Below are 24,325 nucleotides of genomic sequence, written 5' to 3' on the forward strand. Positions count from 1 at the left end.
CCGGGAGGGTCACGATGGGTATTGGCGCGTCATCCACGGGCAAGCGGCTTGAGACCCGGGGCTATCCGGGCTTCGGCGAACGCCTGAAACGGTTGCGCCGATCCGTCGGGTACAAACAGGCCTATCTGGCCGAGCTGCTTGAGGTGGATCAGGCCACCATCTCGCGTTGGGAGAGAGGGGGTCAGACGCCGCCTCCGGACACGCAACAAGCGGTCTTTGCCGCGCTTGGTCCAAGGCGATCCGATGACAGTGCGTTGCGGCGCTTGGTGATGAATTCCTCCGATTGCCTTCATTTGGTGGAAGAGGCGAGCCACATATGCCTTGCCTATTCTGCCTACCGGGCAAGGGACTGGAAAACCAGTCAGAACGCGCTTTTGGGCGTGTCACTCTGGCAGTTCGCGACAGAAGAAATCCAGAAGGCCGAGGCCGAGTTAGAGGACGAAGGATGGTGGGATATGCATACGCCTGCGCCCAAGGCCTTCCAGACCTCCGAAGCGATCCACGACCGTATTCGGATTAGTGCCGGAGAAATCACATGGGAACGTCTCTACCTGTCTGACGGCACGCCGGTTCGTCTGGTCAGCGGGACAAAAGCGGGCGCATAATTTATGCGTTCCGCGGGCTGAGCAGGCGCTGTAAAAGCTCCCCATGATACAAGCATTTCAGGTTCTTCTTCTCTGGCTGGCCGGTCTGGGCGCAGCCACGCAATTTGCCAAGATTGCCGTACCATTTCCCGAACTTGTGCTGCTCTATCCCAGCCATGCCGAGAGCATGGGGTGGCTGTTGTCGATCATCAGTCTTCTGGGCGCGGTTTTGGGTGCGGTGTCCGGTGCCGTCGTGGGGCGCGTCGGGGCGTTGAAACTGCTCATTGGCGGGTTGTGTCTGGGCGGCGCGCTGTCGATCTTTCAGGCGAGCCTTCCCGGGTTTTACACAATGCTGGCCACCCGGTTTGTCGAGGGGGTCTCGCACCTCGCCATCGTCGTCGCTGCGCCCACTCTGATTGCGCAGATTACCAGCGGCAAGGGGCGCAATATCTCGATGGTGTTGTGGAGCACATTCTTCGGTGTGGCCTTCGCTCTGAACGCCTGGATCGGCCTGCCGGTCGTTGAGCATTTCGGGCTGCCGTTCTTCTTCGCTCTGCACGGCGGCCTGATGATCGCCGTCGCGGGTCTGATCCTGCTTTGTGGATTAAAGGTTCAACCATCCCAGGGTGCTGCCCCTTGGCGTTGGGGCGAACTCTTTGACGTGCATCTGCGCACCTACCAGTCGCCCTTTGTGTCGGCCCCGGCCATAGGCTGGTTCTTCTACACTTTAACCTTCGTCTCTTTGCTGGCTATCCTGCCGGGTCGGCTGCCCGAGGGGCATGCCGCGACGGTTGCGGGCCTCATGCCTTTGGCAGGCATTGTTCTGAGCTGGCTCGCGGTCCCGATCCTCTTATCCCGCATGTCCTGCGTCGCGGTCGTCAATCTGGGATTTGCGCTCGGAATATTTGCTATAGCCGGGGTGTTCCTCGGCGTACCGCTCGAACTGGTTTGTATATGTCTGTTTGCGGTGCTGGGCCTGGTGCAAGGGGGTAGCTTTGCCGCCGTGCCAATCCTGAACCAAACGCCCAAGACGCAGGCCCTCAGCTACGGCGCCATGGCGCAGATGGGCAATGCGGGGAACCTGTTGGGTACGCCTGTCCTATTAGCCGTCCTTGGGTGGACGGGGGAGGGTGGCATGTTGATCACAGTGATCGGGATCTACGCGGTTGCGATCCTTGCGCATGTCGCACTGGCGCGAAAACGAGCGCTCCATCAGCCGGCCTGACCGGGCGTGATGATCTGAAACGACCCGTCATCGAATTTGACGAAGCAGGATTCCGTATTCAGCGGAGGGAGGGTCGTTGTGCGGGTTGCCGGAACGCGGGATTTCACCCCGGATTTGCAGGGCGGCAGGCTGACAGGGCGAAACCCTTTCTGCGCCATGCACTGTGCTTCAACCGTGTTGCGTAGCGGTTGGTTGACGTCGACCGTGTATATGCGCCCAGGCTCCCACCAACCGCCACTGCGATAGCACCGTCCGCTCCCGTCGCAATAGGTGCGGCCTGGCCAATAGGTCGGCGGCCCCTGACGGACCTGGTTGGCAACCGGTGCCTGTTCAAGCGCCTGAACCTTACACTGAGTGGTTTGTTCCTGCATCTTCGAGACGCTTTCCCCCTCGCGATAGTATATGGAAAGCGGGCCGCAGGCGGTCAGCAGCATCACTGGAACAAGCAGGTGAACGAGTGTTTTCATATGCTTATTCTGCCCGAAAAGGTCGGGTATGACAATTCAATTGACCCTCTCAGGACCATCTGTCATTCAAAGATTTCAGGCAGAAGGGCCAGAAACATGAAGGTCATCATTTGCGGTGCGGGTCAGGTTGGCTGGCAGATCGCACGGCATCTATCGGGCGAGCTGAACGACGTCACGGTGGTGGACAACAACCCTGATCTTGTGCGCCGCGCGACGGAAACGCTGGACGTGCAGGGGATCGCGGGCTTTGCCAGCTATCCGGATGTGCTGGAACGGGCAGGGGCGCGCGATGCCGACATGATCATCGCCGCAACCCATTCGGACGAGGTGAATATGGTCACCTGCCAGATGGCCCATTCGGTTTTCGCCATCCAGCGCAAGATCGCGCGTTTGCGATCTCAATCCTACCTTCAGGCGATCCACTCAGACCTCTATCGCCGCGACCACCTGCCGATTGATGTGGTGATCAGCCCCGAGCGTGAGGTCGCGGCCGCCGCCATGCGTCGCTTGTCGGCCCCGTCTGCCTTTGACACCGAGATGTTCATGAATGGCAAGGCCCAGCTGTTGGGCATTCGGATCGACGAGGATTGCCCGATCGTGAACACGCCTCTGCGGCAATTGACCGACTTGTTCTCGACCCTCAGCTCCATCGTGGTCGGGGTCCGGCGCGAGGGCAGCCTGTTTGCACCTGAATCCGAAGATCAGCTGTTTGTGGGCGATGAATGTTATGTCTTCACCAGCGTGAAGGATGTCGACCGAACGATGGAGGTGTTCGGCAAAGCGCAAAAAAGGCAGGACCGTGTTGTGATCGTCGGCGGTGGCAATGTCGGGCTCGAAGTCGCGCGAACACTGGAAGAACGTGAAAGCCGCGTGCGGGCCAAGATCATCGAGCGGGATCGCCATTGTGCTGAAAAAGCCGCCGAGGCGCTAGAGCGGACCATTGTCCTGCATGGCGACGGGCTGGATTCGGCTTTGCTGAACGAGGCAGGTATCGACCGTGCCGACGCGATGCTGGCCGTCACAGATGATGACCGCACCAACATGCTGGCAGCCGTGCGCTCCAAGGCCGAAGGCTGTGCGCTGGCGATTGCGTTGATCAATGACCCCAGTATGGTCGCGTTGATGGGGCCTCTGGGCATTGACGCTTATATCAACCCACGGGCCACCACCGTCAGCTCGATCCTGCGCCATATCCGACATGGGCGGGTGCGGCAGGTCTATTCCATCGGCGACGCCGAGGCCGAAGTGATCGAGGCCGAGGTGCTTTCGACTTCGCCCATGGCCGGGCAGAAACTGCGTGACATCGACTTCCCCGAGGGTGTTTTGGTTGGCGCGGTTCTCAAAGGCGACGAACTGTTGCGCCCAACGGGCAGTCTGCGGATTGACGAAAAGGACGTGCTGTCGATCTTTGCTATGGCCAAGGACGTCCCTGAGGTCGAACGGCTGCTGCAGGTTTCGATTGATTTCTTCTGATGGCGCGCGTGGTCACAGCTCGGATCGGGGTATTGCGACGTTTGCCGCTGTTTCTGCTGATTTGGGGGATTTCGTCGCTATCGATGTGGGTGCCGGCGGGTTATGCGCTGGCGCTGGATGATCACGATACCTCGCGGTCTTTTCTCTATTCCGGTCTGTTGGGGCTGTTTCTTGTGTCCGCGATTGCGCTGGCGGCCTCGAACCGGGTGCCGCGGAGGGGGACGCTGGGGCAGTTGGCGGTGCTACTGGGCTGTTTCACCATTCTGCCGATCTTTCTGGCCATCCCGTTCCATGACGCGCTCGGCAATACCACCTTTCTGAACGCCTATTTCGACATGGTCAGTGCCCTCACCACGACCGGAGCAGATTTGTTTCCCGACCCTGGTCGCCTCACCGCGCCGTTGCATCTGTGGCGCGCGCTGGTGGGTTGGATGGGCGGTCTGCTGATGTGGATCGCCGCCGCCGCGATCTTGGCGCCGCTGTCCTTGGGCGGGTTCGAGGTCACGGCGCGGGGCCAGCCTGGTCGGCCGGTATCGGGCGTGGCACAAAGCGAGCAGGTCGATCCGCGTGGCCGCTTGCTGCGCGTGACCCGCACCCTGACGCCGATCTATGCGGGACTGACCGCTGTGGTCTGCATCCTGCTGCTTATCGCCGGAGAACAAGGCCTGACCGCGATTTGCCATGCGATGTCGGTGATGGCGACCTCGGGAATCTCCCCTGTTGGTGGGCTGGAAGGCGCGCAGGCGGGCATCACGGGAGAGATGATCCTGTTTCTCTTCCTACTTTTCGCCCTGTCGCGCTTGACCTTTTCAACCGACACGGCCGCCAGCGGCTTTGCCCGGCTGGACAAGGACCCCGAGTTCCGGATCGGGCTGTTCATCGTTCTGGCGGTCGCGGTGCTTCTGTTCTTCCGCGTTTGGGCAGGGGTCAATGAAATTGGAGGCCAGCTGCAGCCCTTGCAAGCCATACACGTGATCTGGGGAATGCTGTTCACCGGCCTTGCGTTCCTGACCACAGCTGGGTTCGAGAGTGCGAATTGGAACGATGCCCAGCAGCTTTCGGGTCTGGGGACTCCGGGGTTGGTTCTGATGGGGCTGGCGCTGGTTGGTGGCGGTGTCGCGACAACGGCAGGTGGGGTCAAATTGCTGCGGGTCTTTGCGCTTTACCTTAACGGCGCGCGCGAGATTGACCGGCTGATCCACCCATCCTCGGTCAGTGGTACCGGCGGCGGCAACCGCCGCATTCAAAGCGACGGAGCTTTCATCGCGTGGATATTCCTGATGATGTTCGCGCTGACCCTTGCCCTGTTTAACCTCCTACTGGCCCTGATGGGGTCGGGGTTTGAGCAGGCCATGGTGCTGAGTGTCGCTGCTCTCAGCACAACCGGACCGTTGATCGAGCTTGCGACGGATGTCCCGATCCGCCTGGTTGACCTGTCGGGCGGGGCCAAACTGACGCTCTGCGCGGCGATGGTGATCGGTCGGCTTGAGACACTGGCGATCATCGCGCTGATCACGCCGACCCTGTGGCGGGATTGAACCACTGCGCGTGCCCAGCGTTACTGCCTGATTTTTCGTCTGGAATATCTGTGCGCGTCACTCCATACTCTGCCAGAGGGAGCGCGTTGGTCCGCAGCGCGTAGCAAGAACAATGGCGAGTTAATAAAATATGGCTTCGGACAGACAGAATCTGCAGGACGCGTTCCTGAACAATGTACGGAAAGCAAAAGTCCCGGTCACGATTTTCCTGATCAATGGCGTGAAATTGCAGGGTGTGATCACTTGGTTCGACAATTTCTGCGTATTGTTGCGCCGCGACGGACAGTCGCAGTTGGTCTACAAACACGCGATTTCAACCATCATGCCATCGCAGCCGATCAACCTGTATGAGGGCGAAGACGCCTCTTGATGGAACATGAAAGGAAGCGCACCCGGGCTTGGGTGCTGCATCCTGAAATCAAATCAGATGAACAGCGCCGCGTCCCCGGACCCGCGCTGGAAGAGGCGGTTGCACTGGCAGCCGCATTGCCCGATCTGGACGTGATCGGGTCAGAGATCGTGCGCCTGCCGCGCGCCCAGCCGGGTCTTCTGTTCGGCAGCGGCAAGATCGACGAACTGGCAGAACGGTTGCACGAAAGCGAGGTCGAGCTGGTTCTGATCGACGGCCCCGTGACACCGGTTCAGCAGCGCAATCTAGAGAAAGCGTGGAAGGTCAAGATCCTCGACCGGACGGGTTTGATCCTTGAGATTTTCAGCGACCGTGCCCGCACCCGCGAAGGTGTGTTGCAGGTCGAGATGGCCGCGCTCAGCTATCAGCGCACACGACTTGTCCGGGCCTGGACCCACCTGGAACGCCAGCGGGGCGGGTTGGGCTTTGTTGGCGGCCCTGGTGAAACTCAGATCGAGGCCGACCGCCGCGCTATTGATGAGCAACTGGTGCGTTTGCGTCGGCAACTGCAAAAGGTGGTCAAGACGCGCACTCTGCACCGGGCTGCGCGGGCCAAGGTGCCGTATCCGATCGTGGCGCTTGTGGGTTATACTAACGCGGGCAAATCCACCCTGTTCAACCGCCTGACCGGGGCCGAGGTGATGGCCAAGGACATGCTGTTCGCCACGCTGGACCCAACCATGCGCCGCGTTGTTCTTCCAGACGGCCCCGAGGTGATCCTGTCAGACACGGTGGGTTTCATCTCGAACCTGCCGACTGAGCTGGTCGCTGCGTTTCGGGCAACGCTTGAGGAAGTTCTGGGCGCGGACCTGATCGTGCATGTGCGCGACATCAGTCATGACGAGTCACAAGCACAGGCCGATGACGTTCAGGCCATTCTCACTTCACTGGGTGTCGATGATGAGCGGCCCATGCTGGAGGTTTGGAACAAGACTGATCTGCTGGACGTCGATGAGCGTGAGGCGGTTTTGGCGCGTGCTGACCGGGATCCTTTGATCTTTGCGATCTCAGCCGTGACCGGGGATGGGATCGCGCCTCTGTTGGCTAATATCGCCACAAAACTGCAGGGGGTCCGGCGTGAAACCACTCTCTCGCTGAGCTTCGCCGAAGGGAACAAGCGCGCGTGGCTGTTCCGACAGGATGTCGTTCGATCCGAAGAGCAGACGGAAAACGGGTTTGAGATTACGGTACTTTGGACCGACAAACAGGCAGCGCAGTTTGCAGGGCTTTGAAGGCTAGCTACCGGCGATCTGCCTGTGAAAATCCTCCATATCGAACCAGCCCACAGAGGATTTGACCGTGTATTCGGGTGTCAGCTCCCACTCTTCCCATCCACGAACCACCACCTGATTACCTGTTTCGGAATGATGCCCTTCCATCGTTTTCACGAAGATCGCGTGTGATCCAGCCCAGCGAAACATATCGCATCGCACTTCGAGGTTGGAAAATTCAGCGTGAAAACCACGCACCATTTCTACGATGGCGTCCCGGCCTTTATGTGGTTCGCCTCGGTTGATGATGATCTGCCCATCGGGCGCGAAAAAACGTACGACATCCTCTGCGTCACCGGAGCTCCAGGCAATGGCGTAATCGCGCGCTAGATTGTTCAGGATGTCCCGAATGCTTGCCATGATCGTCCCCCACGGATCCCACATCACCTGGTCGGTGATCCTAGGTCAAAATGGGAAGGCTTGCCACGACACCTCGGAAATCCGGGCGAGGAGTCGCCGAATGGGCGGATTATTGCGGTGTGAGCGTGGTGACACCCACCGCGGCGGCTCGGGCCAGATCAATGTCGAGGGACATCGGGATATATTCTCCACGCCGCCACAGCTGTGCCTGATCGTCATAGTAACGTGACAGGAAATGCCCGGACTGGCCGGTTGCGGTTATAAAGACCGAACTGTCAGGATCGGCGAAATCATAGACGCCGCGATAGCCTGCGCCATGCACGTTCAGGAAGGGATCGGGGCCCTCGCCTGATGTCCGTCCACGCAGCAGAGTGTTGTCGCCTCCGCTGGTCGATTGGCGAATGTTAACGAAATAGCGCAGGACCGGAACACTCCCAAGAACCGGATGATCATGGGTGGCCTGATGGGCATCGCCCCAGCGCAGGGATTCCAGCGTGGTGCCGTAGGTCTCGGCGATCCAGATCAGGGCGTCGTCCAACGCCAGCTCTGCCATGTCCGAGCAGGTCTCGACCGGGGCGCTTTGGCGCACGTCACACCAGACCGACGCGCCATCAATGTCGCGGTAAACCCGTTCGATGAAGAGAGGTTCTACATGTTTGAACTCACTGGCGAGCGGGCCGAGTTCATCCCCGATCAGGCGGATCTGCAAGGCACGCAGCCACGCGGCATAGATCAATGGTTCTGGCAGATGCTCGTTCATCTCACCGTTCCAGTCGGCCAGCAGGGACAGGGCGATCTGGCGCTGGCGCTCAGGCGTGCCTTCAGGGGCCGAGGCGCCGGTGAACCACAAATCAGCCCCGATCAGCGGTAGCAGCGAGCGCGCGGTGAAACTGACCGTGTCCAGTTGCGCTTCGATAAAGCTGTCGCGGGTATGGACCTCGCGCGATTGCATCAGCCGTTCCCAGCGGTGAACGCGTTGCGTATCACCCCATTCGAATGAGACATGGTTGGGAAATGGACGGTCGATAATCTTGTTGTTGGTGTTGCCCAGCAGACCACCGGCGGGTGAGGTGAACTCGGGGTTGGTGGCATAGGGCATCCGACCTTGCCACCGGTTTTCTGCAATCCAGCCGGGGGTGGGGATACGCCCCTTGCTTTGGTTCAGACGGTCGCGCTGAGGGATTGCTCCGATCAGTTTCAGGCCAATCGTTTCGGTGTCGACCAGAGACAGGTTCTGCGACGGCGCAATGAAATTCTCTGCGACGTCAATGGCTTCGCGTACGGTATCAGCGTTCATCAGGGCCATTGAAGCGCTGATCGATGTGTCATTCGGGCTGAGTGCGGTCCAGGACAATGACGCGACATGTCCGGGTGGCGTGATCGTTTCCAGATCATAGTGACTGCCGGGTAGCACCGGGCCGTTTTCCGTCCAGCGCAGGGTCAGGGTGATGGGGGCTTCGTCCTTGATTTCGATGATCGAAGGGCGGCTCTGGAATTCCTTGAACCCGTCGGGGGTCAGGTATTCCTCGGGATTGTCAGGGTTGAGCTGCTCGATATGCAGGTCTTGATCGTCTAGATAGGAGGAGGTCAGGCCCCAGCCCAAACGGTCGCTGCGGCCGCTCATCACGGCTGGAACGCCAGGGATTGTCGCACCGATCACGCCGCCCTTTGCAAGGTCCAGATGCGCGAGGTACCAAACTCCGGGCGCGGTGAAACCCAGATGCGGATCGTTGGCCAGCAGGGTTCCGCCACTGGCCGAGCGGGACGGCGCGGCAACCCATGCGTTTGACGCGCCGGCAAGACCACGTTTTGGGAACGGCGACAGCGGCGTATCCGGCATCGGCGTCCCAGCGGCATAGCGCGGCAGGCCGGGAAACAGCTGGGCATATTCGGGCAGGGCGGCGATACCGGCGCCGGGCACATCCGGCAGAATGTCGACCAGCCGCGCCGGATCGTCCAGCATCAGCGAGGTTCTGGCGCGCAGAACCTCATCTTTCAGATGGCCTGACAGCTGTAACCCCATAAGCTTGATCACGGCGAGGCTGTCACCGGGTTGCCAGGGTGAGACCGGGGCGTTGAATAGAAACATCTCCGGCGCGCCGCGGCCCAAAGCTTCTTCGTTGATCTGTGTGAGGCGGGCGTTGACCCCTGCGGAATAGGCGCGAAGCGCAGCCTTAGTGTAGTCGTCCTGCGCCTCGACCGAGCGATGCGCCAAGCCATAGAGGTCAAGCCGACGCAACAGCTTGTCGATGGTAACGGTGCGCGCGCCAAAAACCTCGGACAGGCGACCCTGTGCGGTGCGGCGCATGACTGTCATCTGCCACAAACGATCCTGCGCGTGCGCATAGCCCAAACCAAAGAACACATCCGGGTCGGTTTCGCCAAGAATATGGGGCACGTTCGCCGTGTCACGAATGATCTCAACCGGGGCAGTGACGCCTTGAACCTCAAGGGTTTGATCGTATTCGGGCAGCGATTGGCTGGCCAGAAAATAGACCAGTCCGATGGCGGCAAGTACCAGCAGGACAAGACCCGTGGTGATGCGTATCAACCAGCGAAAGACAAGAGCCATGGAAGTCCCACTTGTATTCGTTCTTCACGTGGCGCGAGGTTACTTCAAGGCTGCCCCAACCGAAAGAGGAACACTGCGGAAACCTGCCTTGAAGTGGCAATGAAAAAGACCCCGCCCCAAGAGGGAACGAGGTCCTTCAGTGAGGGGCGTGGTAGTGCAAAATCAAGGGATGATGCGGGTGTATTTGATGCCTTCGACGGTTGCGCCGATCTGCAGGCCCGCCTGGCCGAAGATGGCTGCCAGGACCGGGCTAAGCAGGGTGGTCGTGTCGGTCGACAACTGGTCGCCTTGATCGCTGACCACATAGCCGATATCGGCACCGGCCGTCCATCCGCTGGAGCGACGGAAGTCGTTCAGCGCGTCCTCGGTCATGAAGAACAGAACGTGCGCATATTGCTGCGCGCCGATCTGCAGACCCGCGGTGCCTTTGACGGCCGAGTAATAGTCAACCGTGGCTCCATTGATGCGCAGTGCGCCCTGACCATACCCGCCGCCGAATACGAACCCGGCCTCTGTGATCAGGGGCATGACCAACATGCCATTGGCTTTTTCAGCGATCTCGACCGTGTTGGGGTAGCGGGCAAACATCTCGGTCAGTGTTGCGTCGACACGGGCGTCGAGGGTGGCTGCGTTCGAGTTACCGACGCCGTTGCCGCAGGCTGCGGTCAGGGTCAGACCTGCCATGCCCAAGGCAAAGCCGCGACGGTTCAGTCGGGGAAGGGTGGAACTGCTCATGGTTTTTTTCTCTGTAACTGTGCCTGATACGTCGGGTGTTCCCGATCTTATGTGCAAGAATACGCCGATTGGCCCTGTATGTCACGACAAAGCTGCCACGGCCCGCGAAACAGTCGGCGAAAAATCGCGAGGTGCCGGGGTTTTAGCCTTGAAGAACCCGTGCGACCTGCGGCGCGAAATAGGTCAGGATTCCGTCGCAGCCTGCGCGTTTGAAAGCCAGCAGACTCTCCAGCATCACCTTGTCGCCGTCGATCCACCCGTTCTGCGCGGCCGCCTGGATCATCGCATACTCACCCGAGACCTGATAGGCGTAGGTAGGCGCACCAAACGTGTCTTTCACGCGGCGGCAGATATCCAGATAGGGCATGCCCGGCTTGATCATCACCATATCGGCCCCTTCGGTCAGGTCGCGCTCGATCAGGCGCAGGGCCTCGTTCGAATTTCCAGGGTCCATCTGATAGGTTTTCTTGTCGCCGGTCAGGGCGCCAGAGGCACCAACCGCATCGCGGAACGGGCCGTAGAAGGCGCTGGCATATTTCGCGGCATAGCTGAGGATCATCACGTTGTGATGTCCCGCCGCCTCAAGCGCCGAGCGCATCGCGCCGATCCGGCCATCCATCATGTCTGACGGACCAATGATATCGGCCCCGGCCTCGGCCTGCGCGAGGGTCATCTTGACTAGCGCCTCAACGGTCTGGTCATTCACGATCTCGCCATCCACTACATAGCCGTCATGACCATTTATGTTGTACGGATCCAACGCAACATCAGTCATGACCGCGATATCCGGCGCCGCGGCCTTGATCGCGCGGATCGCGCGGTTCGAGAGGTTGTCAGGACTCCAGGCCTCGGCGCAATCCTCGGTCTTGAGTGAAGAATCGGTGTAGGGAAAGATACAGATCGCGGGGATTTCAAGGGCTTGCGCCTCGACCGCTGCCTTGGCAATTAGGTCGACCGACCGCCGCATCACGCCGGGCATCGAGGGCACCGGCTCTTCAATGCCTTCTCCATCACGCACGAAAACCGGCCAGATCAGATCATCGGTGGTCAGCGTATGCTCGCGAACAAGCCCGCGGATCGCATCGGACTGACGCGCCCGGCGAAAACGGGTCTGAGGGTAAGGGGCGATGGTCGGTTTCATGGCGCGTCCTCCTTGAACATTGCCGCATTGGGTGGCATGAATCCGCCAAGGGCTCAAGGGCATCAATGGACGCGCCATCGCGACAGAACCCCCTGAGGATTGTGAATAAAGGGCTGCGTTTGGACTGGTACTCTAAGATTTTCGAACTCATCGACATGCGCAGCTTTTCGAATCTGTGGTTCTGGATTGTTCTGGCAGTGATCTGGTCTTCGGCCAGTCACTGGTCGATGGGGGTACCCTACGACATGGTAGTCCGCGCCCGCCGCGTCGGCGGCCAGCTTGAGGTCGACCTGCTGGACATCGTGCGCATCAACACAAACCGCATGCTCTACTATGTCGAGGTGTCGGGCATGGTGATGCTGGCAATGGCCTGTTTCGTCTTTACCGCGCTGGCGACGCTCGGCTTTTATTATTGGGTCGAGTTTGCACAGGCCGTGTTCCTGCTGTTGTTTCCCCTGGTGATCGTGACCTTCATCAACATCTTCCACGCACGCCGTTTGCGGCGGCACGAGCTGACTTTGGAGCGGGTCTCCAAGACGCTGTCACGATGCCGCCTGTACACGCAGATCATCGGCATGATCTCGATACTGGTCACTTCGATGTGGGGAATGTATCAGAACCTTTCAATCGGCGTTCTGGGATAGCGAAATCTGAAAGGGTCTGGGATGAAGGCTCCGAACCACGTGGCAGTCGGCGGCGCCCCCGAAGGGTATGATGCACAGCTTGTCCTGAACGAAATCGCGCGCTCGGGCGGGCCGGTTTGCCATGTGGCGCGCGATGACAAGCGGTTGGAGGGGATGCGCGCAGCACTCGCGTTCTTTGCCCCCGATATGCCGGTTTTCGTATTTCCCGGTTGGGATTGTCTGCCCTATGACCGGGTCTCGCCCAACGCGGATATTGCTGCGGCACGGGTGGCGACGCTAGCAGCGCTTGTCCATCAGATGCCCGAGCGTTTCGTGCTGCTGACTACACTGAATGCCGCGACCCAACGCGTGCCCGCGCGCGAGGTTCTGCGCGAGGCTGCCTTTACCGCTTGCGTCAACCAACGCGTGGACGAAGACGCCTTGCGCAAGTTCTTGGTAAGGATGGGGTTTACCCAAAGCCCCACCGTGATGGAGCCCGGAGACTACGCGATCCGGGGCGGGATCATCGACATCTTCCCTCCGGGCGAATCCGGCCCCGTTCGGTTGGACCTGTTCGGAGACGTTCTGGACGGTGCGCGTCGCTTTGATCCGGTCTCGCAACGTACCACCGAAAAGCTTGAAGTGGTCGAGCTTGCCCCCGTCTCCGAAGTCATACTGGACGAGGCCGCCATCACCCGGTTCCGCCAGAACTATCGCATCGAATTCGGTGCGGCGGGCACGGATGATCCGCTCTATGAGGCCGTCAGTGCGGGCCGCAAACATCAGGGCATCGAACATTGGCTGCCCTTTTTCCACGAAAAGCTGGAAACCCTGTTCGACTATCTGCCGGAGGCGACGATTTCTCTGGACGATCAGGTCTCACCCGCGCGTCTGGCGCGGTGGGATACGATTGCCGACCAGTATGAGACACGGCGGTTGGCGCTGGAAAACCGCTCGCGCATGGACACGGTCTACAAGCCGACACCGCCTGGTTTGCTCTATCTCGATGACGCAGCGTGGGATCAGGCGGTTGGCGATCGGCGTGTGCTGCAATTCAGCCCTCTGCCACAGGCCAGCGGACCCGGTGTGATCGACGCGGGCGGGCGGATCGGGCGAAACTTTGCGCCCGAACGTCAGCAGGAAAGCATCAGCCTGTTTGGTGCTTTGGCGGACCACATCAAGGGCAAGCTGGACAAAGGACCGGTGCTGATCGCGTCCTATTCCGAAGGCGCGCGCGAGCGTCTGACCGGCTTGATCGAGGATGAAGGTCTGGCCGAAGCCATTCCGGTCACCGATGGTACGCGTATCGGCAAAAGGGGCCTCCATCTGGCGGTTTGGGCCTTGGAACATGGGTTTGAGACGGCTGACCTAACCGTGATTGCGGAACAAGACGTTCTGGGCGACCGCCTGATCCGCCAGCCTAAGAAGCGCCGCAAGGCCGAGAACTTCCTGACCGAGACCCAATCCCTTAGCCCGGGTGACCTTGTGGTGCATGTTGACCACGGCATAGGCCGCTACATGGGCATGGAGGTCGTCACAGCCGCCGGTGCGGCGCATGAATGCCTGCTGCTGGAATATGCCGAAGCGGCCAAGCTGTACCTGCCGGTCGAGAATATTGAGCTGCTGTCGAAATACGGCCACGACGAAGGACTGCTGGACCGTCTGGGTGGCGGTGCGTGGCAGGCGAAAAAGGCCAAGCTGAAAGAACGCATCCGCGAGATGGCGGACAAGCTGATCCGCATCGCCGCTGAACGCGCCCTGCGCAAAGCCCCCGTGATGGACCCACCGCCCCACGCGTGGGAGGAGTTCAGCGCGCGCTTCCCCTATCAGGAAACCGACGATCAGTTGCGGGCGATTTCCGAAGTCATGGAGGACATGCATTCCGGCGCGCCAATGGATCGTCTGATCTGTGGCGATGTGGGATTTGGCAAGACCGAAGTCGCCATGCGCGCGGCCTTCGTGGCGGCGATGTCTGGGGTTCAGGTCGCTGTCGTTGCGCCGACCACACTGCTGGCTCGTCAACACTCGGCGTCGTTCAAGGAACGCTTCCGAGGTTTCCCTCTGGAGGTCCGGCAGCTATCGCGTTTTGTTTCGGCGAAAGAGGCCCTACAGACTCGAGACGGGCTGGCGCGCGGGACAGTCGATATTGTGATCGGCACTCATGCTCTGCTGGCGAAAGGTATCCGTTTCAACAACCTCGGCTTGCTGATCATCGACGAGGAGCAGCATTTCGGCGTCGGCCACAAAGAGCGCCTGAAACAACTGCGCTCGGATATCCACGTCCTGACACTGACCGCAACTCCGATCCCTCGGACGCTGCAACTGTCGCTGACGGGTGTGCGCGACCTGTCAATCATCGGCACGCCGCCCATCGACCGTCTGGCCATCCGCACCTATGTCAGCGAGTTCGACGCGGTAACGATCCGCGAGGCCCTGCTGCGCGAACACTATCGCGGTGGGCAAAGCTTCTATGTGGTACCACGCCTATCGGACCTGCCCGAGATCGAAGAGTTCCTGAAAGAACAGCTGCCAGAGCTGACCTATGTGGTTGCCCATGGTCAGATGGCGGCAGGTGAACTCGACGACCGAATGAACGCATTCTACGACGGCAAGTATGACGTGCTTCTGGCGACGACGATTGTTGAGAGCGGTTTGGATATCCCAACTGCGAATACGATGGTTGTGCATCGGGCGGATATGTTTGGCCTCGCGCAGCTCTATCAGATCCGAGGCCGGGTCGGGCGGTCGAAAACCCGCGCCTATGCCTACCTTACCACTAAACCGCGCCAGAAACTGACAGCCACCGCCGAAAAGCGCCTGCGTGTTTTGGGGTCGCTTGATACGCTGGGGGCCGGGTTCACACTGGCCAGTCAGGACCTCGACATTCGTGGGGCCGGAAATCTGTTGGGCGAAGAACAATCCGGCCAGATGCGCGATGTGGGTTATGAACTCTACCAGTCGATGCTGGAAGAGGCGATTGCCAAGATCAAAGCCGGTGAGATGGAAGGGCTGTCGGACGCCGATGACCAATGGGCGCCTCAGATCAATCTGGGCGTTCCGGTCCTGATTCCCGAAGATTACGTTCCCGACCTGGATGTGCGTTTGGGCCTCTATCGCCGCCTGTCGTCGCTCTCGACCAAGGTGGAACTCGAAGGGTTCGCCGCGGAACTGATTGACCGGTTCGGTGCCTTGCCGAAAGAGGTGAACACCCTGATGCTGGTTGTCCGCATCAAGGCCATGTGCAAGCGCGCAGGTATCGCGAAACTGGATGGCGGGCCGAAAGGCGCGACGATTCAGTTTCACAATGACAAATTCGCCTCACCTCAAGGGCTGGTCGAGTTCATCCAGAATCAGCGCGGCATGGCGAAGGTCAAAGACAACAAAATCGTTGTGCGCCGCGACTGGAAGAAAGACAGCGACAAGATCAAAGGCGCTTTTGCGATTGCCCGTGACCTTGCTGAGAAAGTCGTGGCAGAAAGAAAAAAGGCCAAAACAGGCGGATAGCGGGGAAGGGGGCGCTGCCAAGTCATCGATTGCACATTTGGTTGGCGCCACGTCGCACTTTTCAATTGTGGCCAAATGCCTTGGCGCTCCCGCGCATAGCTGAGTGATAAGGCGATAACCGCGCTGTTAAGCAAATTTAGTCAGGAAATTTGAACGGCGCGGACTGCTCCTAGAGCTGATTGGCTATTGCCGTGGCGAACGTCAGCTTAGAGCCCAAAGTGGACAAACTTCTGTGCTGAATTTGTTGCTCCAACCTGGGCTCTTGAAAAACTATCAGTCGATAGGCCAATCTCAACTATACGGCTAATCCCGCGCGCCAACTACGGAACCTTGAATGCGGCTGATCAGAATATGTTTGATTTCGGTGGCGCTGATGGCAGTGGCCATAGTCGGGTTAAGGTGGACATTTCCACTTCCTGAAGAAAACTTTTCTGAGCCAACGTTTAAGCAAGATGCGGATTGGGGCGGGCCATTAGGTGCAACAATAAAAAACGCGCTTGAACGTAACCCCGGGCTCGACGGAGTAAGGCCTTTGGGCAATGGACGCGCAGCTTTTGCGGCCCGGGCGATCCTCGCGAGAGAAGCAACATCCTCAATCGATGCTCAGTACTACATCTGGCAAGATGACGTTACCGGCCTGATGCTTCTGGAAGAGCTCAGAGCAGCAGCAGAGCGCGGCGTGCGCGTCAGATTGCTGGTCGACGATAACGGTATCTCCGGATTGGATGATTTGCTTGCCGAACTGGACGCCCTGCCACATGCAAATGTACGCATCTTCAATCCGTTCACTTTGAGGAACCCAAAACTCCTGTCCTATGCATTTGACTTTGGTCGCCTGAACCGGCGGATGCACAACAAGTCGATGACTGTGGACGGGGTCGCCACGATAGTTGGGGGACGCAACATTGGTGACATCTATTTTGACTACGGGGCGGGAACGCACTACTTGGATGTAGACGCGATAGCGATCGGCCCGATTGTGGATGAGGTGTCGCAATCCTTCGACGCATACTGGAATAGTGCCTCCGCGTACGACGCTGGGCTCTTTTTGGAACCTCCGTCGGAAAAAAGTCTGAAAGCAAAGGCAGACGCCGCACGTCAGACTGCGGTTGGCGCAGGCTATCAAAGGGCAATTCAGGATAATGAACTGGCCGACCGGATAGCAGCACATGATCTGAAGTTCGAGTGGAGCGAAGTCACTCTTTTTGTCGACGACCCGTCAAAAGGGTTGGGCGAAGTCGAAAGTGAAGACCTGATTGTCGAACAACTTATCGAGTTCGCTAAAACCTCTGAAACCTCATTGGATCTTGTCTCTGCGTATTTCATTCCGGGGGAACGAGGGGCGGAGGTTCTTGAAGGGTTGGCAAAGTCCGGAGTGAAGGTCCGCGTCTTAACCAACTCACTGGATGCCACGGATGTGATGCCCGTTCACGCGGCCTATATGCGATACAGGGAAGACTTGCTGAACAGCGGTGTAGAGTTGCTAGAGCTTCGAGCTTTGCGGCGTGAACATCGCGAGCGCAGCCTGCCAGAGATGCTGGCTGGATCGGCATCTGGTCTACACGCAAAAGTCTTTGGATCGGATGGAGAACGAATCTTTATAGGCTCTTACAACCTCGACCCCAGATCGGCGCGGCTAAACACAGAGATGGGCCTTATGATCGAAAGCCCAACGATTGCTGCGTCGCTTGCGGAGCAATTGAACCGGCCTGAGTTTTCTTACCGCGTCGAACTTAACGACAGCGGCGAGATGATCTGGCTGCAAGAAGAGCAGGATGGGACAGTCACCACTCATACCGCGGACCCGGAAACCACCGGTTTACAGCGTGCCCTGACGGCCGTTGTCAGGTGGCTGCCGGTCGAATGGATGCTCTAGTCACCAAACGACCAACAATCCATTGGCCTGCGGCCAGAGACGCCAGTGCGTGATCTGACCTACAGTGAAGTCACAATGGCCCTGGCGTAAGCTTCCATGTCGATACTGGCACCTCCGGTTGCGTACCAAACGACGACTGCGTCTTTTCCTGGCGCGACATAAATTCCTTGGCCATTCATCCCACTTTTGTAGGAATCGCCATCGGCAAAAACGGCATCCCATTGGTATGCGTTTGCCATCGGCTGCCCCCGCGGCGGCAAGCTGCGACACCCCCGGGATAATTCCGGCCAGATGAAGCAGGGGATCCGGACTTCATCTGGCTAAAAATAACTCCGCCGGAGGCATCGCGCGTAGCGCGATTCAGGTTTGCATGGCGGACTGGGCGCAGAAACAGGATGCGGCGACCGCGCGGTCGGCCCTGGCCAGCGCCAAATCCAGCCTCTGTTTGATCTGAGGTAGCTCAATCGTATCACCGCGGGCTTTCAGGCAATCGTGCAGGCCCTTCAAACTCCAGATATTGTCCGGATGGATCGAGGCGCGACTGAGAGTTCCGCCAAGGCCCAGATCTTCTCGGTAAACGGTTTCCGCCTCGGTCAAATAGCCTTGTTCGAAGAGCAGCGCGCCCAGGGCGTGGCGGGTGGGTTGCATCCATCCCCAAGGCTCGTCGTAGGGCAACGTGTCGTCCAATTCGACAGATCGGCGCAGGTGAGCGAAGGCGAGATCGAAGTTTTCCTTTCGGTATTCGATCTCACCGCGCAACATTTCGGTCGCGATTTCCAGCAGGTCGATGACGCGGTTGTTGTGCAATCGTCGAGCCTCGGGCACTCGGGCTTTGGCTTTGAGGAACAGTTGCTCCTCGGCCTCGGCGTTGGGCACATCCCCAGTCGCGGCGAAAGCAAGCGCGCGGGCGTAGTGGGTGGTTGCTGTCAGCGTGCGGAACAGGTCAGGGTCGTCGGGTAGCGCCAGCGCTTTTGCCTCTTCCCATCGGCCAAAGCGGATCAGGATGTGAGGCCCCATGGACATGTAGCTTTCGAAGAAATCCGCCATGGGCGGGCTCTCGATGCGTAACATCTCTTCGGGGGTCGTGTCCCAGATGCCTTGGTTGGCCCGCAGGGCCGGTTCGATCTGACCCAGAAACATCGCGCCATAGATGGTGAAATGATAGTCGTGCTGGCGGTAGCCTGTGTAGATGTTGAACGCCCCTTCACGCTCATAGTATTTCAGATCCGCTTCCGAGGCTTTCTGGTTCCAATGCACCACGTTCTGATAGTGGCCGCAGAGGATATCTGTATGCGTCGGCATATGAACAAGGTGGCCTGCATCCGGGACCAGAATGCGCAGGACGTCGCCCGCTTTGAGGGCCTTTTCGGGGGTTGGGGACATCTCCATCAGGTGAACGTACAGGTGCAGAAGGCCGGGGTGAGACATGGCGTCGGTGTCGTTCTGCATAGCCCATTCCAGCGCCTCTTGCGCCTCAAGCGTGGCGGCCCCGTCGGCGGGTTGACCAGTTGACAGGTCCCACATTTGCCACGGCGTCAGGTTGAGCAGTGCCTCAACATAGATTGTACGCAGGTCCAGGTGATCTGGCTGAGCCTTGAAGGCCACGCGCATCGAATCGGCAAAATCGTAGTCCCAATCATGCATGCCCACAGTCGTGTCGCGTTGAGGATAGCGGGACGGCAGGGCGTGGATCAGAGCTTTTTCAACCTCGGTACAGCCATCGGCCAGGCTCAACGCCTTTTGCGTGGCTTCATAGGCTTTGGTCAGGGCTTTTTGCCGCCCCCGGTCATCTTGCAAATCCCACGGCAGGTTGTAGTTCGGGCCAGCCGCGTAGGCGACACCCCAATGCGCCATGGCGCAGTTTGGGTCATGTTCGGCTGCTTTCTCAAAGCAGGCGACGGCCTCATCATGATTATAGCCGTAGGTCCAGACCAGCCCTCGGTCGAACCAGAGTTGGGCTTCAGCGGATGCTGTCGAAACAGGGCAGGAATAGGTGCCCAGATCGTAGTACTCACTCATAACTGACCCTCCGCCATGTTGGTCGGGACAGCGTAGCGCGTTTGATCCGGGCTGAAAATCCTCAGGCGAGCAGTCTGTTTTCGATGCGGCCCATATGGATCATCAGGCTGAAGGCCAGGATACACATGGTCAGAATGCCGGTGGTCAAAGGCGTGATTGAGCCGTCGAACAACAGCCCGACCGGGGCTGCAATGGCCGCAGCCAGCACTGTAGAGACCGAGCCAATGACTGAGGCCGCCATTCCGGCGATGTGCCCCATCGGCTCCATCGCGATGGCGTTCAGGTTGCCCATGGTTACACCTGCCATAAAGAATACGGTGGTTTGCCAGGCAACAAACAGGCCAAATGAGGCGTCGGGCGACAGCGGGAAGGAATTGGTCACGATGACCAAAGCCGTGATGCCGATCTGCGCCCCCAGCGCCCAAGTCACCATGCGGCGCATCCCGACGCGCACAACGAGGGCCGCATTCAATACACTGGCCGAACCGGACATCAGAGCGACGAACCCGAACCAGAACGGAAAGCTCTCGGCCCGGTCGTGGATCACGTCGTAAACGGGCTGAACCATGGTCAGCATGGTGAACAAAATCCCCATGCACAGGGTTTGCACCATGATCGACAGACGCACGGTTGGATGGGCGAACATCTCTTTCGTTGCGGCGACCATCAGCGGCAGGCGGAAGGGGCGACGGTTCTCTACGGCCAGCGACTCGGGCAGGCGGGTTCCCATCCAGACGCAGACGATCAGGGCAAACAAAATGAACGACATAAAGATACCGCGCCAGCCGAACAGGGCGATCACTCCGGCCCCCAACATAGGTGCCACCGCGGGTACAAGCGTGAACAGCAGCATCGCGATCGAAATGATGCGCGCCATGATCCGGCCCGAGTACAAATCGCGAATGACTGCCATAGCGACAACGCGCGGACCTGCAGCGCCTAGTCCCTGCGCCACTCGCGCGGCCAGGACCAGCTCGAGCGAGGAACTGGCCCAAGCCACGGCCGAGGCCGCAATATAGAGCGCGACACCACCGTAGATGACCGGTTTGCGGCCAAACGCATCCGACAGAGGGCCGGTAAAGAACGTGCCAATCCCCATCCCAAGCACGAAAGACGTCAGGATCAGCTGCGCGCGATTGACGTCATCCGGGCTGAGCTGCGCGCCGATCTCGGGTAGGGCGGGCAGCATCGAGTCGATCGAAAAAGCGATGGTCGAGAACATCATTGCGATCAGCGCAATGAACTCTCCACGGGACATGCGGTTGGTCATGGGGACTCCTTACCTGATCGCGCTATCACGACGGATCAGGTTGCGCCAGACCGGAATTTCGCACAGACCTCTGTGCTTCTATGCAGAGGAAGCCTCAAGTTGAGACATGATTTCTCCGATCACTTTCTCCCACATTTCAGGAGGTTGCGCGCCCGGAACGGCATGTTGATTGGCAACAATGAAGGTCGGGACCGAGCTGACGCCCATCTCGCGTGAGTGGGTGTCGCGGTTGCGGATATCCACGCGGTCGGCGTCGGATTTGAGCAATTTCATCACCACCGCCGCGTCCATGCCTGCGCTATCGGCGATGTCGGAGAGGACCTCCGGGTCGCCGATATCGCGGGCCTGAACGAAGTAAGCGTCGAACAGAGCATCCACAATGGCGTTCTGCTTGCCCTCGATCCCGGCCCAATGGATCAAGCGATGCGCGTCCAGCGTGTTCGGCGTGCGCTTCATCCCCTCAAAGTCGATCTTGAGGCCTGCATTCTCGGCATGTTCAACCACGGGCGCATAGGCGCGCACCGCACCGTCCTTGCCGCCGAATTTCCGTTCCAGATATTCGCGCCGATCCATGCCTGCATCCGGCATGTCGGGGTTCAGCTGGAACGGGTGCCACTCGATCACAAACGGATGCTCCGGAACCTTTGCCAAGGCTTTGTCCAGATGGGTTTTGCCGATGTAGCACCACGGGCAGATCGGATCGGACAAGATATCAAGCTTGACGGTCTGGGTGTCTGTTTGGCTCATGGGGTGGACGCCTTGAAATAGGCCGGCAGCGCGCGGCGCAGGAGTTTGCCGTTGCCTCCGGTTGGCAACTCGGGAAGGTGAACGAAGGCGCGCGGCTGTTTGTAACGCGCCAGATTGGCTTGGACATAGGTGTGCAGAGCGTCTTCGTCCAGTCTATCGGGGCCGGAGTAGAAGGCCGCTATCACAAATGCGTCCTGTTTGACCTCGACGGCAGCGGCCCCGACCTGAGTGATGCCGGGATAGCGGGACAGGACGGATTCGACCTCAACCGGCGAGACGCGGTAGCCGCCTGCGTTCATCATGTCATCGTCGCGCCCCAGATAGGTGATCTGCCCATCAACGGCCATGGCGCCCTGATCGCCGGTCAGGAACCATTCGCCTTGCAGTCGGGCGGCGGCCTCGTCAGGGGCGTTCAGATAGGTCAGCATCAGGCCGGGGTCAGAGCGGTGAATGGCGATGGTCCCCTCGGTCCCTTGCGGCACGGGTCCATCCGGCCCGAGGATCGCGACGCGGCGGCCCGGTTGGGGCTGTCCGAGGGCGTCCCCGCGCGCAGGATGGGTTGGGCTGGACGAGATGAAGGTCGAACATTCGGACATGCCGAACGCTTCGTATAGTTCTGTTCCGGTGGCCGTTTCCCACTGGGCGTGCAACGACCGAGACAGCTTCTCCCCGGCGCACAGACCGTGGCGCAGATCGGGCAGTTCGATCTGATCTGAACCGGACAGCATCTTGCGAAAAACGCCGGGCGCCGCGGCAAAGATCGTCGCGCGGTTCTGGCGCAGCATTTGCGGTAATTGAGACATATCGGTGCCGGGTTCAGGGATCAGGGCCGAGGCTCCGATCGTCCAGGGATCCATAAGCCCGGTGCCCAGCGTATAGGTCCAGTTGAACGCACCCGCGTGGCACAGGCGGTCCTTCTCAGTCAGACCGTACCAGCCATCGACCATCATCTGACGAGCCCAGATCGCACGATGAGCATGGGCGACTGCGCGGGGCTTGCCCGAGGTGCCCGAGGTATAGACCACATAGGCCAGACGCTCGGGGTCGCCCATATCGAACGCCGCGGGCGGCAGGTCATGCATGGCGATCAGGTCATCCAGATGGATCTGATTGGGGTGCTCGGCACAGGCCACCGAGGGGGCGCGCAAGATGGCGGCGGGCGAAAGCTCCGCAATGATCCGCGCGGTTTCCGGCTCGGTCAGTTGCGATGAAGTCGGAACAGGAACGATACCGACAGCGATGGCCCCAAGGTAGGCGATGGGAAACTCGACGGTGTTTCCGAGCCGCATCAGCACGATGTCTCCGGGGTGAAGTCCGGCCTGCAACAGGCCCTGACCCGTTCCCAGAACGGCGGCTTTCAATGCGCGATAGCTCCAGTCTTCGGATCCGTTTTGACGCAGTACTGACAGGGCGGTTTTATCGGCCAACGCATCCGCCTTGCCCAGCACATGAGCAGCCAGATTGAACGGGGTCGGGCAGGGCGTCGGTGGCCCCTGATCGAAGATTGAAAGCATGGCAACTGGCTAACCCGGCCCATGGCGCGTTGCAAGCGCGGCTTGTGCACCCTATAGACGATGGCATGAGTACCCAAGATCCCAAATCCCTGATCCGCATTGCCCGCGACGCAGGCGAACACACGGAACCCGAGCCTTTGGACCTGGGCGCCCGCGTGCGCGAGTTGCGCAAGGCGCGCAACTGGACGCTGGAGCAGGCAGCCTCGCAGGCCGGTCTGGCGCGTTCGACGCTCAGCAAGATCGAAAATGGTCAGATGTCACCCACCTACGATGCGCTGAAAAAGCTGGCCATCGGGTTGGAGATCTCGGTGCCTCAGCTCTTTACCCCGCCGCAGCGTGAGCAGGTGATTGGTCGTATGGCCGTGACCCGGTCCGGCGAGGGGGCTGCACATGCCACTGCCACCTATGAGCATGAGTTGCTGGCTGAAACCCTGACGAAAAAGCAGATGCTCCCCTATCGCGCCCGCGTCCGCGCCCGCTCGATGGATGAGTTCGAAGGTTGGGTGCGCCATGACGGGGAGGAGTTCATGTACGTCCTGACCGGAGTCGTGCGGTTGTATACCGAGTTTTACGAACCCGTTGAGATGCGCCGGGGCGACAGCGCCTATTACGACGGCAGCATGGGGCACAATGTGATTTCGGTCAGCGATGAGGATGCGACCATCCTCTGGGTGACGTCACTGGCCTAGGATCAGTTCAATTCGCGGTTCAGCGATTCCGTGAACAGAAAATCTTCGACCTCTTCGTGAGCTTCATTGACGGTCAGGTGGTGGCGTTCGGCCAGATAGGCTTCGAACTGTTTGCGATCCTTGCCAACGCGCGGCATGTCCTGGTCCCTCAGGTTGGGAAAACGGCGTTTCGCGCGGGCGTAGCACGCGTTCCAGTCTTGTGTCAGATCGGTCCAGTTCAGCATCTGCGAGCTTTCCTTCTTCGGGTTTCAGGACGGCTCTCCCCTATGAACAGCGTACGGACGAGTTGACGCAGCGGAAGACATGAC

At 59.6% G+C, this 24,325-nt stretch carries 21 protein-coding genes; 10 read left to right on the forward strand and 11 right to left on the reverse strand.

Annotation, left to right across the window (positions count from 1 at the left end; all coding sequences use genetic code 11):
* Positions 1–14 precede the first annotated feature (14 nt).
* Complete coding sequence (locus ACXAH8_RS02395) at positions 15–605, forward strand: helix-turn-helix domain-containing protein (protein ID WP_475215746.1); 591 nt, start codon at positions 15–17, stop codon at positions 603–605.
* 43 nt (positions 606–648) lie between these two features.
* A complete protein-coding gene (locus ACXAH8_RS02400) occupies positions 649–1,809 on the forward strand; it encodes an MFS transporter (protein ID WP_475215749.1) in 1,161 nt (386 codons plus the stop codon).
* Here ACXAH8_RS02400 and ACXAH8_RS02405 read toward each other — a convergent pair.
* Entirely contained in the window at positions 1,797–2,276 is a 480-nt protein-coding gene (locus tag ACXAH8_RS02405; RefSeq protein ID WP_170466659.1) for a hypothetical protein, read from the reverse strand. The two genes, ACXAH8_RS02400 and ACXAH8_RS02405, sit on opposite strands and share 13 nt — an antisense overlap.
* Before the next feature lie 96 nt (positions 2,277–2,372).
* Here ACXAH8_RS02405 and trkA point away from each other — a divergent pair, with 96 nt between their 5' ends.
* From trkA to hflX, 4 genes are all read left to right on the forward strand, one after another.
* Entirely contained in the window at positions 2,373–3,749 is a 1,377-nt protein-coding gene (trkA, locus tag ACXAH8_RS02410; protein ID WP_475215751.1) for a Trk system potassium transporter TrkA, read from the forward strand.
* Positions 3,749–5,287 (forward strand): TrkH family potassium uptake protein, encoded by a 1,539-nt coding sequence (locus ACXAH8_RS02415; protein ID WP_475215753.1) that lies wholly within the window; start codon positions 3,749–3,751, stop codon positions 5,285–5,287. Before trkA ends, ACXAH8_RS02415 begins: the two co-directional genes overlap by 1 nt.
* A gap of 130 nt (positions 5,288–5,417) precedes the next feature.
* Positions 5,418–5,657 carry an RNA chaperone Hfq gene (hfq, locus tag ACXAH8_RS02420; RefSeq protein ID WP_005982826.1) on the forward strand — a complete coding sequence of 80 codons (240 nt, stop codon included), beginning with the start codon at positions 5,418–5,420 and terminating at the stop codon, positions 5,655–5,657.
* On the forward strand, positions 5,657–6,928 hold the full coding sequence (hflX, locus tag ACXAH8_RS02425) for a GTPase HflX (protein ID WP_475215757.1): 1,272 nt from the start codon (positions 5,657–5,659) through the stop codon (positions 6,926–6,928). Before hfq ends, hflX begins: the two co-directional genes overlap by 1 nt.
* A 3-nt stretch (positions 6,929–6,931) precedes the next feature.
* Here hflX and ACXAH8_RS02430 read toward each other — a convergent pair whose 3' ends face one another.
* The 4 genes from ACXAH8_RS02430 to hemB form a co-directional block, all read right to left on the reverse strand.
* The gene (locus ACXAH8_RS02430) at positions 6,932–7,327 is read right to left on the reverse strand and encodes an SgcJ/EcaC family oxidoreductase (protein WP_475215759.1); all 396 of its coding nucleotides are present in this window, start codon (positions 7,325–7,327) and stop codon (positions 6,932–6,934) included.
* A 109-nt stretch (positions 7,328–7,436) separates the two neighbouring features.
* Entirely contained in the window at positions 7,437–9,899 is a 2,463-nt protein-coding gene (locus ACXAH8_RS02435) for a penicillin acylase family protein (RefSeq protein WP_475215761.1), read from the reverse strand.
* 162 nt (positions 9,900–10,061) lie between these two features.
* Positions 10,062–10,634 (reverse strand): lipid-binding SYLF domain-containing protein, encoded by a 573-nt coding sequence (locus ACXAH8_RS02440; protein WP_170373852.1) that lies wholly within the window; start codon positions 10,632–10,634, stop codon positions 10,062–10,064.
* 142 nt (positions 10,635–10,776) lie between these two features.
* Positions 10,777–11,775, reverse strand: a complete 999-nt coding sequence (gene hemB / locus ACXAH8_RS02445; protein ID WP_475215765.1) for a porphobilinogen synthase — start codon at positions 11,773–11,775, stop codon at positions 10,777–10,779.
* A gap of 119 nt (positions 11,776–11,894) precedes the next feature.
* Between hemB and ACXAH8_RS02450 the strand changes: the two genes are divergently transcribed.
* From ACXAH8_RS02450 to ACXAH8_RS02460, 3 genes are all read left to right on the forward strand, one after another.
* On the forward strand, positions 11,895–12,419 hold the full coding sequence (locus tag ACXAH8_RS02450; RefSeq protein ID WP_170466675.1) for a component of SufBCD complex: 525 nt from the start codon (positions 11,895–11,897) through the stop codon (positions 12,417–12,419).
* 21 nt (positions 12,420–12,440) lie between these two features.
* Positions 12,441–15,902 carry a transcription-repair coupling factor gene (gene mfd, locus ACXAH8_RS02455; protein ID WP_475215767.1) on the forward strand — a complete coding sequence of 1,154 codons (3,462 nt, stop codon included), beginning with the start codon at positions 12,441–12,443 and terminating at the stop codon, positions 15,900–15,902.
* Between the two features lie 334 nt (positions 15,903–16,236).
* Positions 16,237–17,778 carry a phospholipase D-like domain-containing protein gene (locus ACXAH8_RS02460; RefSeq protein ID WP_475215769.1) on the forward strand — a complete coding sequence of 514 codons (1,542 nt, stop codon included), beginning with the start codon at positions 16,237–16,239 and terminating at the stop codon, positions 17,776–17,778.
* A 59-nt stretch (positions 17,779–17,837) separates the two neighbouring features.
* Here ACXAH8_RS02460 and ACXAH8_RS02465 read toward each other — a convergent pair whose 3' ends face one another.
* From ACXAH8_RS02465 to ACXAH8_RS02485, 5 genes are all read right to left on the reverse strand, one after another.
* A complete protein-coding gene (locus ACXAH8_RS02465) occupies positions 17,838–18,017 on the reverse strand; it encodes a hypothetical protein (protein WP_475215771.1) in 180 nt (59 codons plus the stop codon).
* A gap of 121 nt (positions 18,018–18,138) precedes the next feature.
* Positions 18,139–19,797: a tetratricopeptide repeat protein gene (locus tag ACXAH8_RS02470; RefSeq protein WP_475215773.1), complete on the reverse strand. Its 1,659-nt coding sequence runs from the start codon at positions 19,795–19,797 to the stop codon at positions 18,139–18,141.
* 61 nt (positions 19,798–19,858) lie between these two features.
* Entirely contained in the window at positions 19,859–21,067 is a 1,209-nt protein-coding gene (locus tag ACXAH8_RS02475) for a multidrug effflux MFS transporter (RefSeq protein ID WP_475215775.1), read from the reverse strand.
* Positions 21,068–21,145: 78 nt separating this feature from the next.
* Positions 21,146–21,814 carry a DsbA family oxidoreductase gene (locus ACXAH8_RS02480; RefSeq protein WP_475215777.1) on the reverse strand — a complete coding sequence of 223 codons (669 nt, stop codon included), beginning with the start codon at positions 21,812–21,814 and terminating at the stop codon, positions 21,146–21,148.
* Complete coding sequence (locus ACXAH8_RS02485; protein ID WP_475215779.1) at positions 21,811–23,328, reverse strand: class I adenylate-forming enzyme family protein; 1,518 nt, start codon at positions 23,326–23,328, stop codon at positions 21,811–21,813. The genes ACXAH8_RS02480 and ACXAH8_RS02485 overlap by 4 nt, the downstream gene beginning before the upstream one ends.
* Before the next feature lie 65 nt (positions 23,329–23,393).
* On the opposite strand from ACXAH8_RS02485, the gene ACXAH8_RS02490 reads away from it, so the two are divergent.
* Positions 23,394–24,017 carry a helix-turn-helix domain-containing protein gene (locus ACXAH8_RS02490; protein WP_170373845.1) on the forward strand — a complete coding sequence of 208 codons (624 nt, stop codon included), beginning with the start codon at positions 23,394–23,396 and terminating at the stop codon, positions 24,015–24,017.
* 2 nt (positions 24,018–24,019) lie between these two features.
* Here the strand turns inward: ACXAH8_RS02490 and ACXAH8_RS02495 are convergent, their stop codons facing one another.
* Entirely contained in the window at positions 24,020–24,241 is a 222-nt protein-coding gene (locus tag ACXAH8_RS02495; RefSeq protein ID WP_170458509.1) for a hypothetical protein, read from the reverse strand.
* Between the last annotated feature and the right edge of the window lie 84 nt (positions 24,242–24,325).

Source organism: Ruegeria sp. ABV3_008, assembly GCF_056161185.1.

What these genes read in the sequence shown, in the direction of transcription:
- ACXAH8_RS02395 (WP_475215746.1), top strand. Translation starts at nt 15, where the DNA reads ATGGGTATTGGCGCGTCATCCACGGGCAAGCGGCTTGAGACCCGGGGC.
- ACXAH8_RS02400 (WP_475215749.1), top strand. Translation starts at nt 649, where the DNA reads ATGATACAAGCATTTCAGGTTCTTCTTCTCTGGCTGGCCGGTCTGGGC.
- ACXAH8_RS02405 (WP_170466659.1), bottom strand. Translation starts at nt 2,276, where the DNA reads ATGAAAACACTCGTTCACCTGCTTGTTCCAGTGATGCTGCTGACCGCC.
- trkA (WP_475215751.1), top strand. Translation starts at nt 2,373, where the DNA reads ATGAAGGTCATCATTTGCGGTGCGGGTCAGGTTGGCTGGCAGATCGCA.
- ACXAH8_RS02415 (WP_475215753.1), top strand. Translation starts at nt 3,749, where the DNA reads ATGGCGCGCGTGGTCACAGCTCGGATCGGGGTATTGCGACGTTTGCCG.
- hfq (WP_005982826.1), top strand. Translation starts at nt 5,418, where the DNA reads ATGGCTTCGGACAGACAGAATCTGCAGGACGCGTTCCTGAACAATGTA.
- hflX (WP_475215757.1), top strand. Translation starts at nt 5,657, where the DNA reads ATGGAACATGAAAGGAAGCGCACCCGGGCTTGGGTGCTGCATCCTGAA.
- ACXAH8_RS02430 (WP_475215759.1), bottom strand. Translation starts at nt 7,327, where the DNA reads ATGGCAAGCATTCGGGACATCCTGAACAATCTAGCGCGCGATTACGCC.
- ACXAH8_RS02435 (WP_475215761.1), bottom strand. Translation starts at nt 9,899, where the DNA reads ATGGCTCTTGTCTTTCGCTGGTTGATACGCATCACCACGGGTCTTGTC.
- ACXAH8_RS02440 (WP_170373852.1), bottom strand. Translation starts at nt 10,634, where the DNA reads ATGAGCAGTTCCACCCTTCCCCGACTGAACCGTCGCGGCTTTGCCTTG.
- hemB (WP_475215765.1), bottom strand. Translation starts at nt 11,775, where the DNA reads ATGAAACCGACCATCGCCCCTTACCCTCAGACCCGTTTTCGCCGGGCG.
- mfd (WP_475215767.1), top strand. Translation starts at nt 12,441, where the DNA reads ATGAAGGCTCCGAACCACGTGGCAGTCGGCGGCGCCCCCGAAGGGTAT.
- ACXAH8_RS02460 (WP_475215769.1), top strand. Translation starts at nt 16,237, where the DNA reads ATGCGGCTGATCAGAATATGTTTGATTTCGGTGGCGCTGATGGCAGTG.
- ACXAH8_RS02465 (WP_475215771.1), bottom strand. Translation starts at nt 18,017, where the DNA reads ATGGCAAACGCATACCAATGGGATGCCGTTTTTGCCGATGGCGATTCC.
- ACXAH8_RS02470 (WP_475215773.1), bottom strand. Translation starts at nt 19,797, where the DNA reads ATGAGTGAGTACTACGATCTGGGCACCTATTCCTGCCCTGTTTCGACA.
- ACXAH8_RS02475 (WP_475215775.1), bottom strand. Translation starts at nt 21,067, where the DNA reads ATGACCAACCGCATGTCCCGTGGAGAGTTCATTGCGCTGATCGCAATG.
- ACXAH8_RS02480 (WP_475215777.1), bottom strand. Translation starts at nt 21,814, where the DNA reads ATGAGCCAAACAGACACCCAGACCGTCAAGCTTGATATCTTGTCCGAT.
- ACXAH8_RS02485 (WP_475215779.1), bottom strand. Translation starts at nt 23,328, where the DNA reads ATGCTTTCAATCTTCGATCAGGGGCCACCGACGCCCTGCCCGACCCCG.
- ACXAH8_RS02490 (WP_170373845.1), top strand. Translation starts at nt 23,394, where the DNA reads ATGAGTACCCAAGATCCCAAATCCCTGATCCGCATTGCCCGCGACGCA.
- ACXAH8_RS02495 (WP_170458509.1), bottom strand. Translation starts at nt 24,241, where the DNA reads ATGCTGAACTGGACCGATCTGACACAAGACTGGAACGCGTGCTACGCC.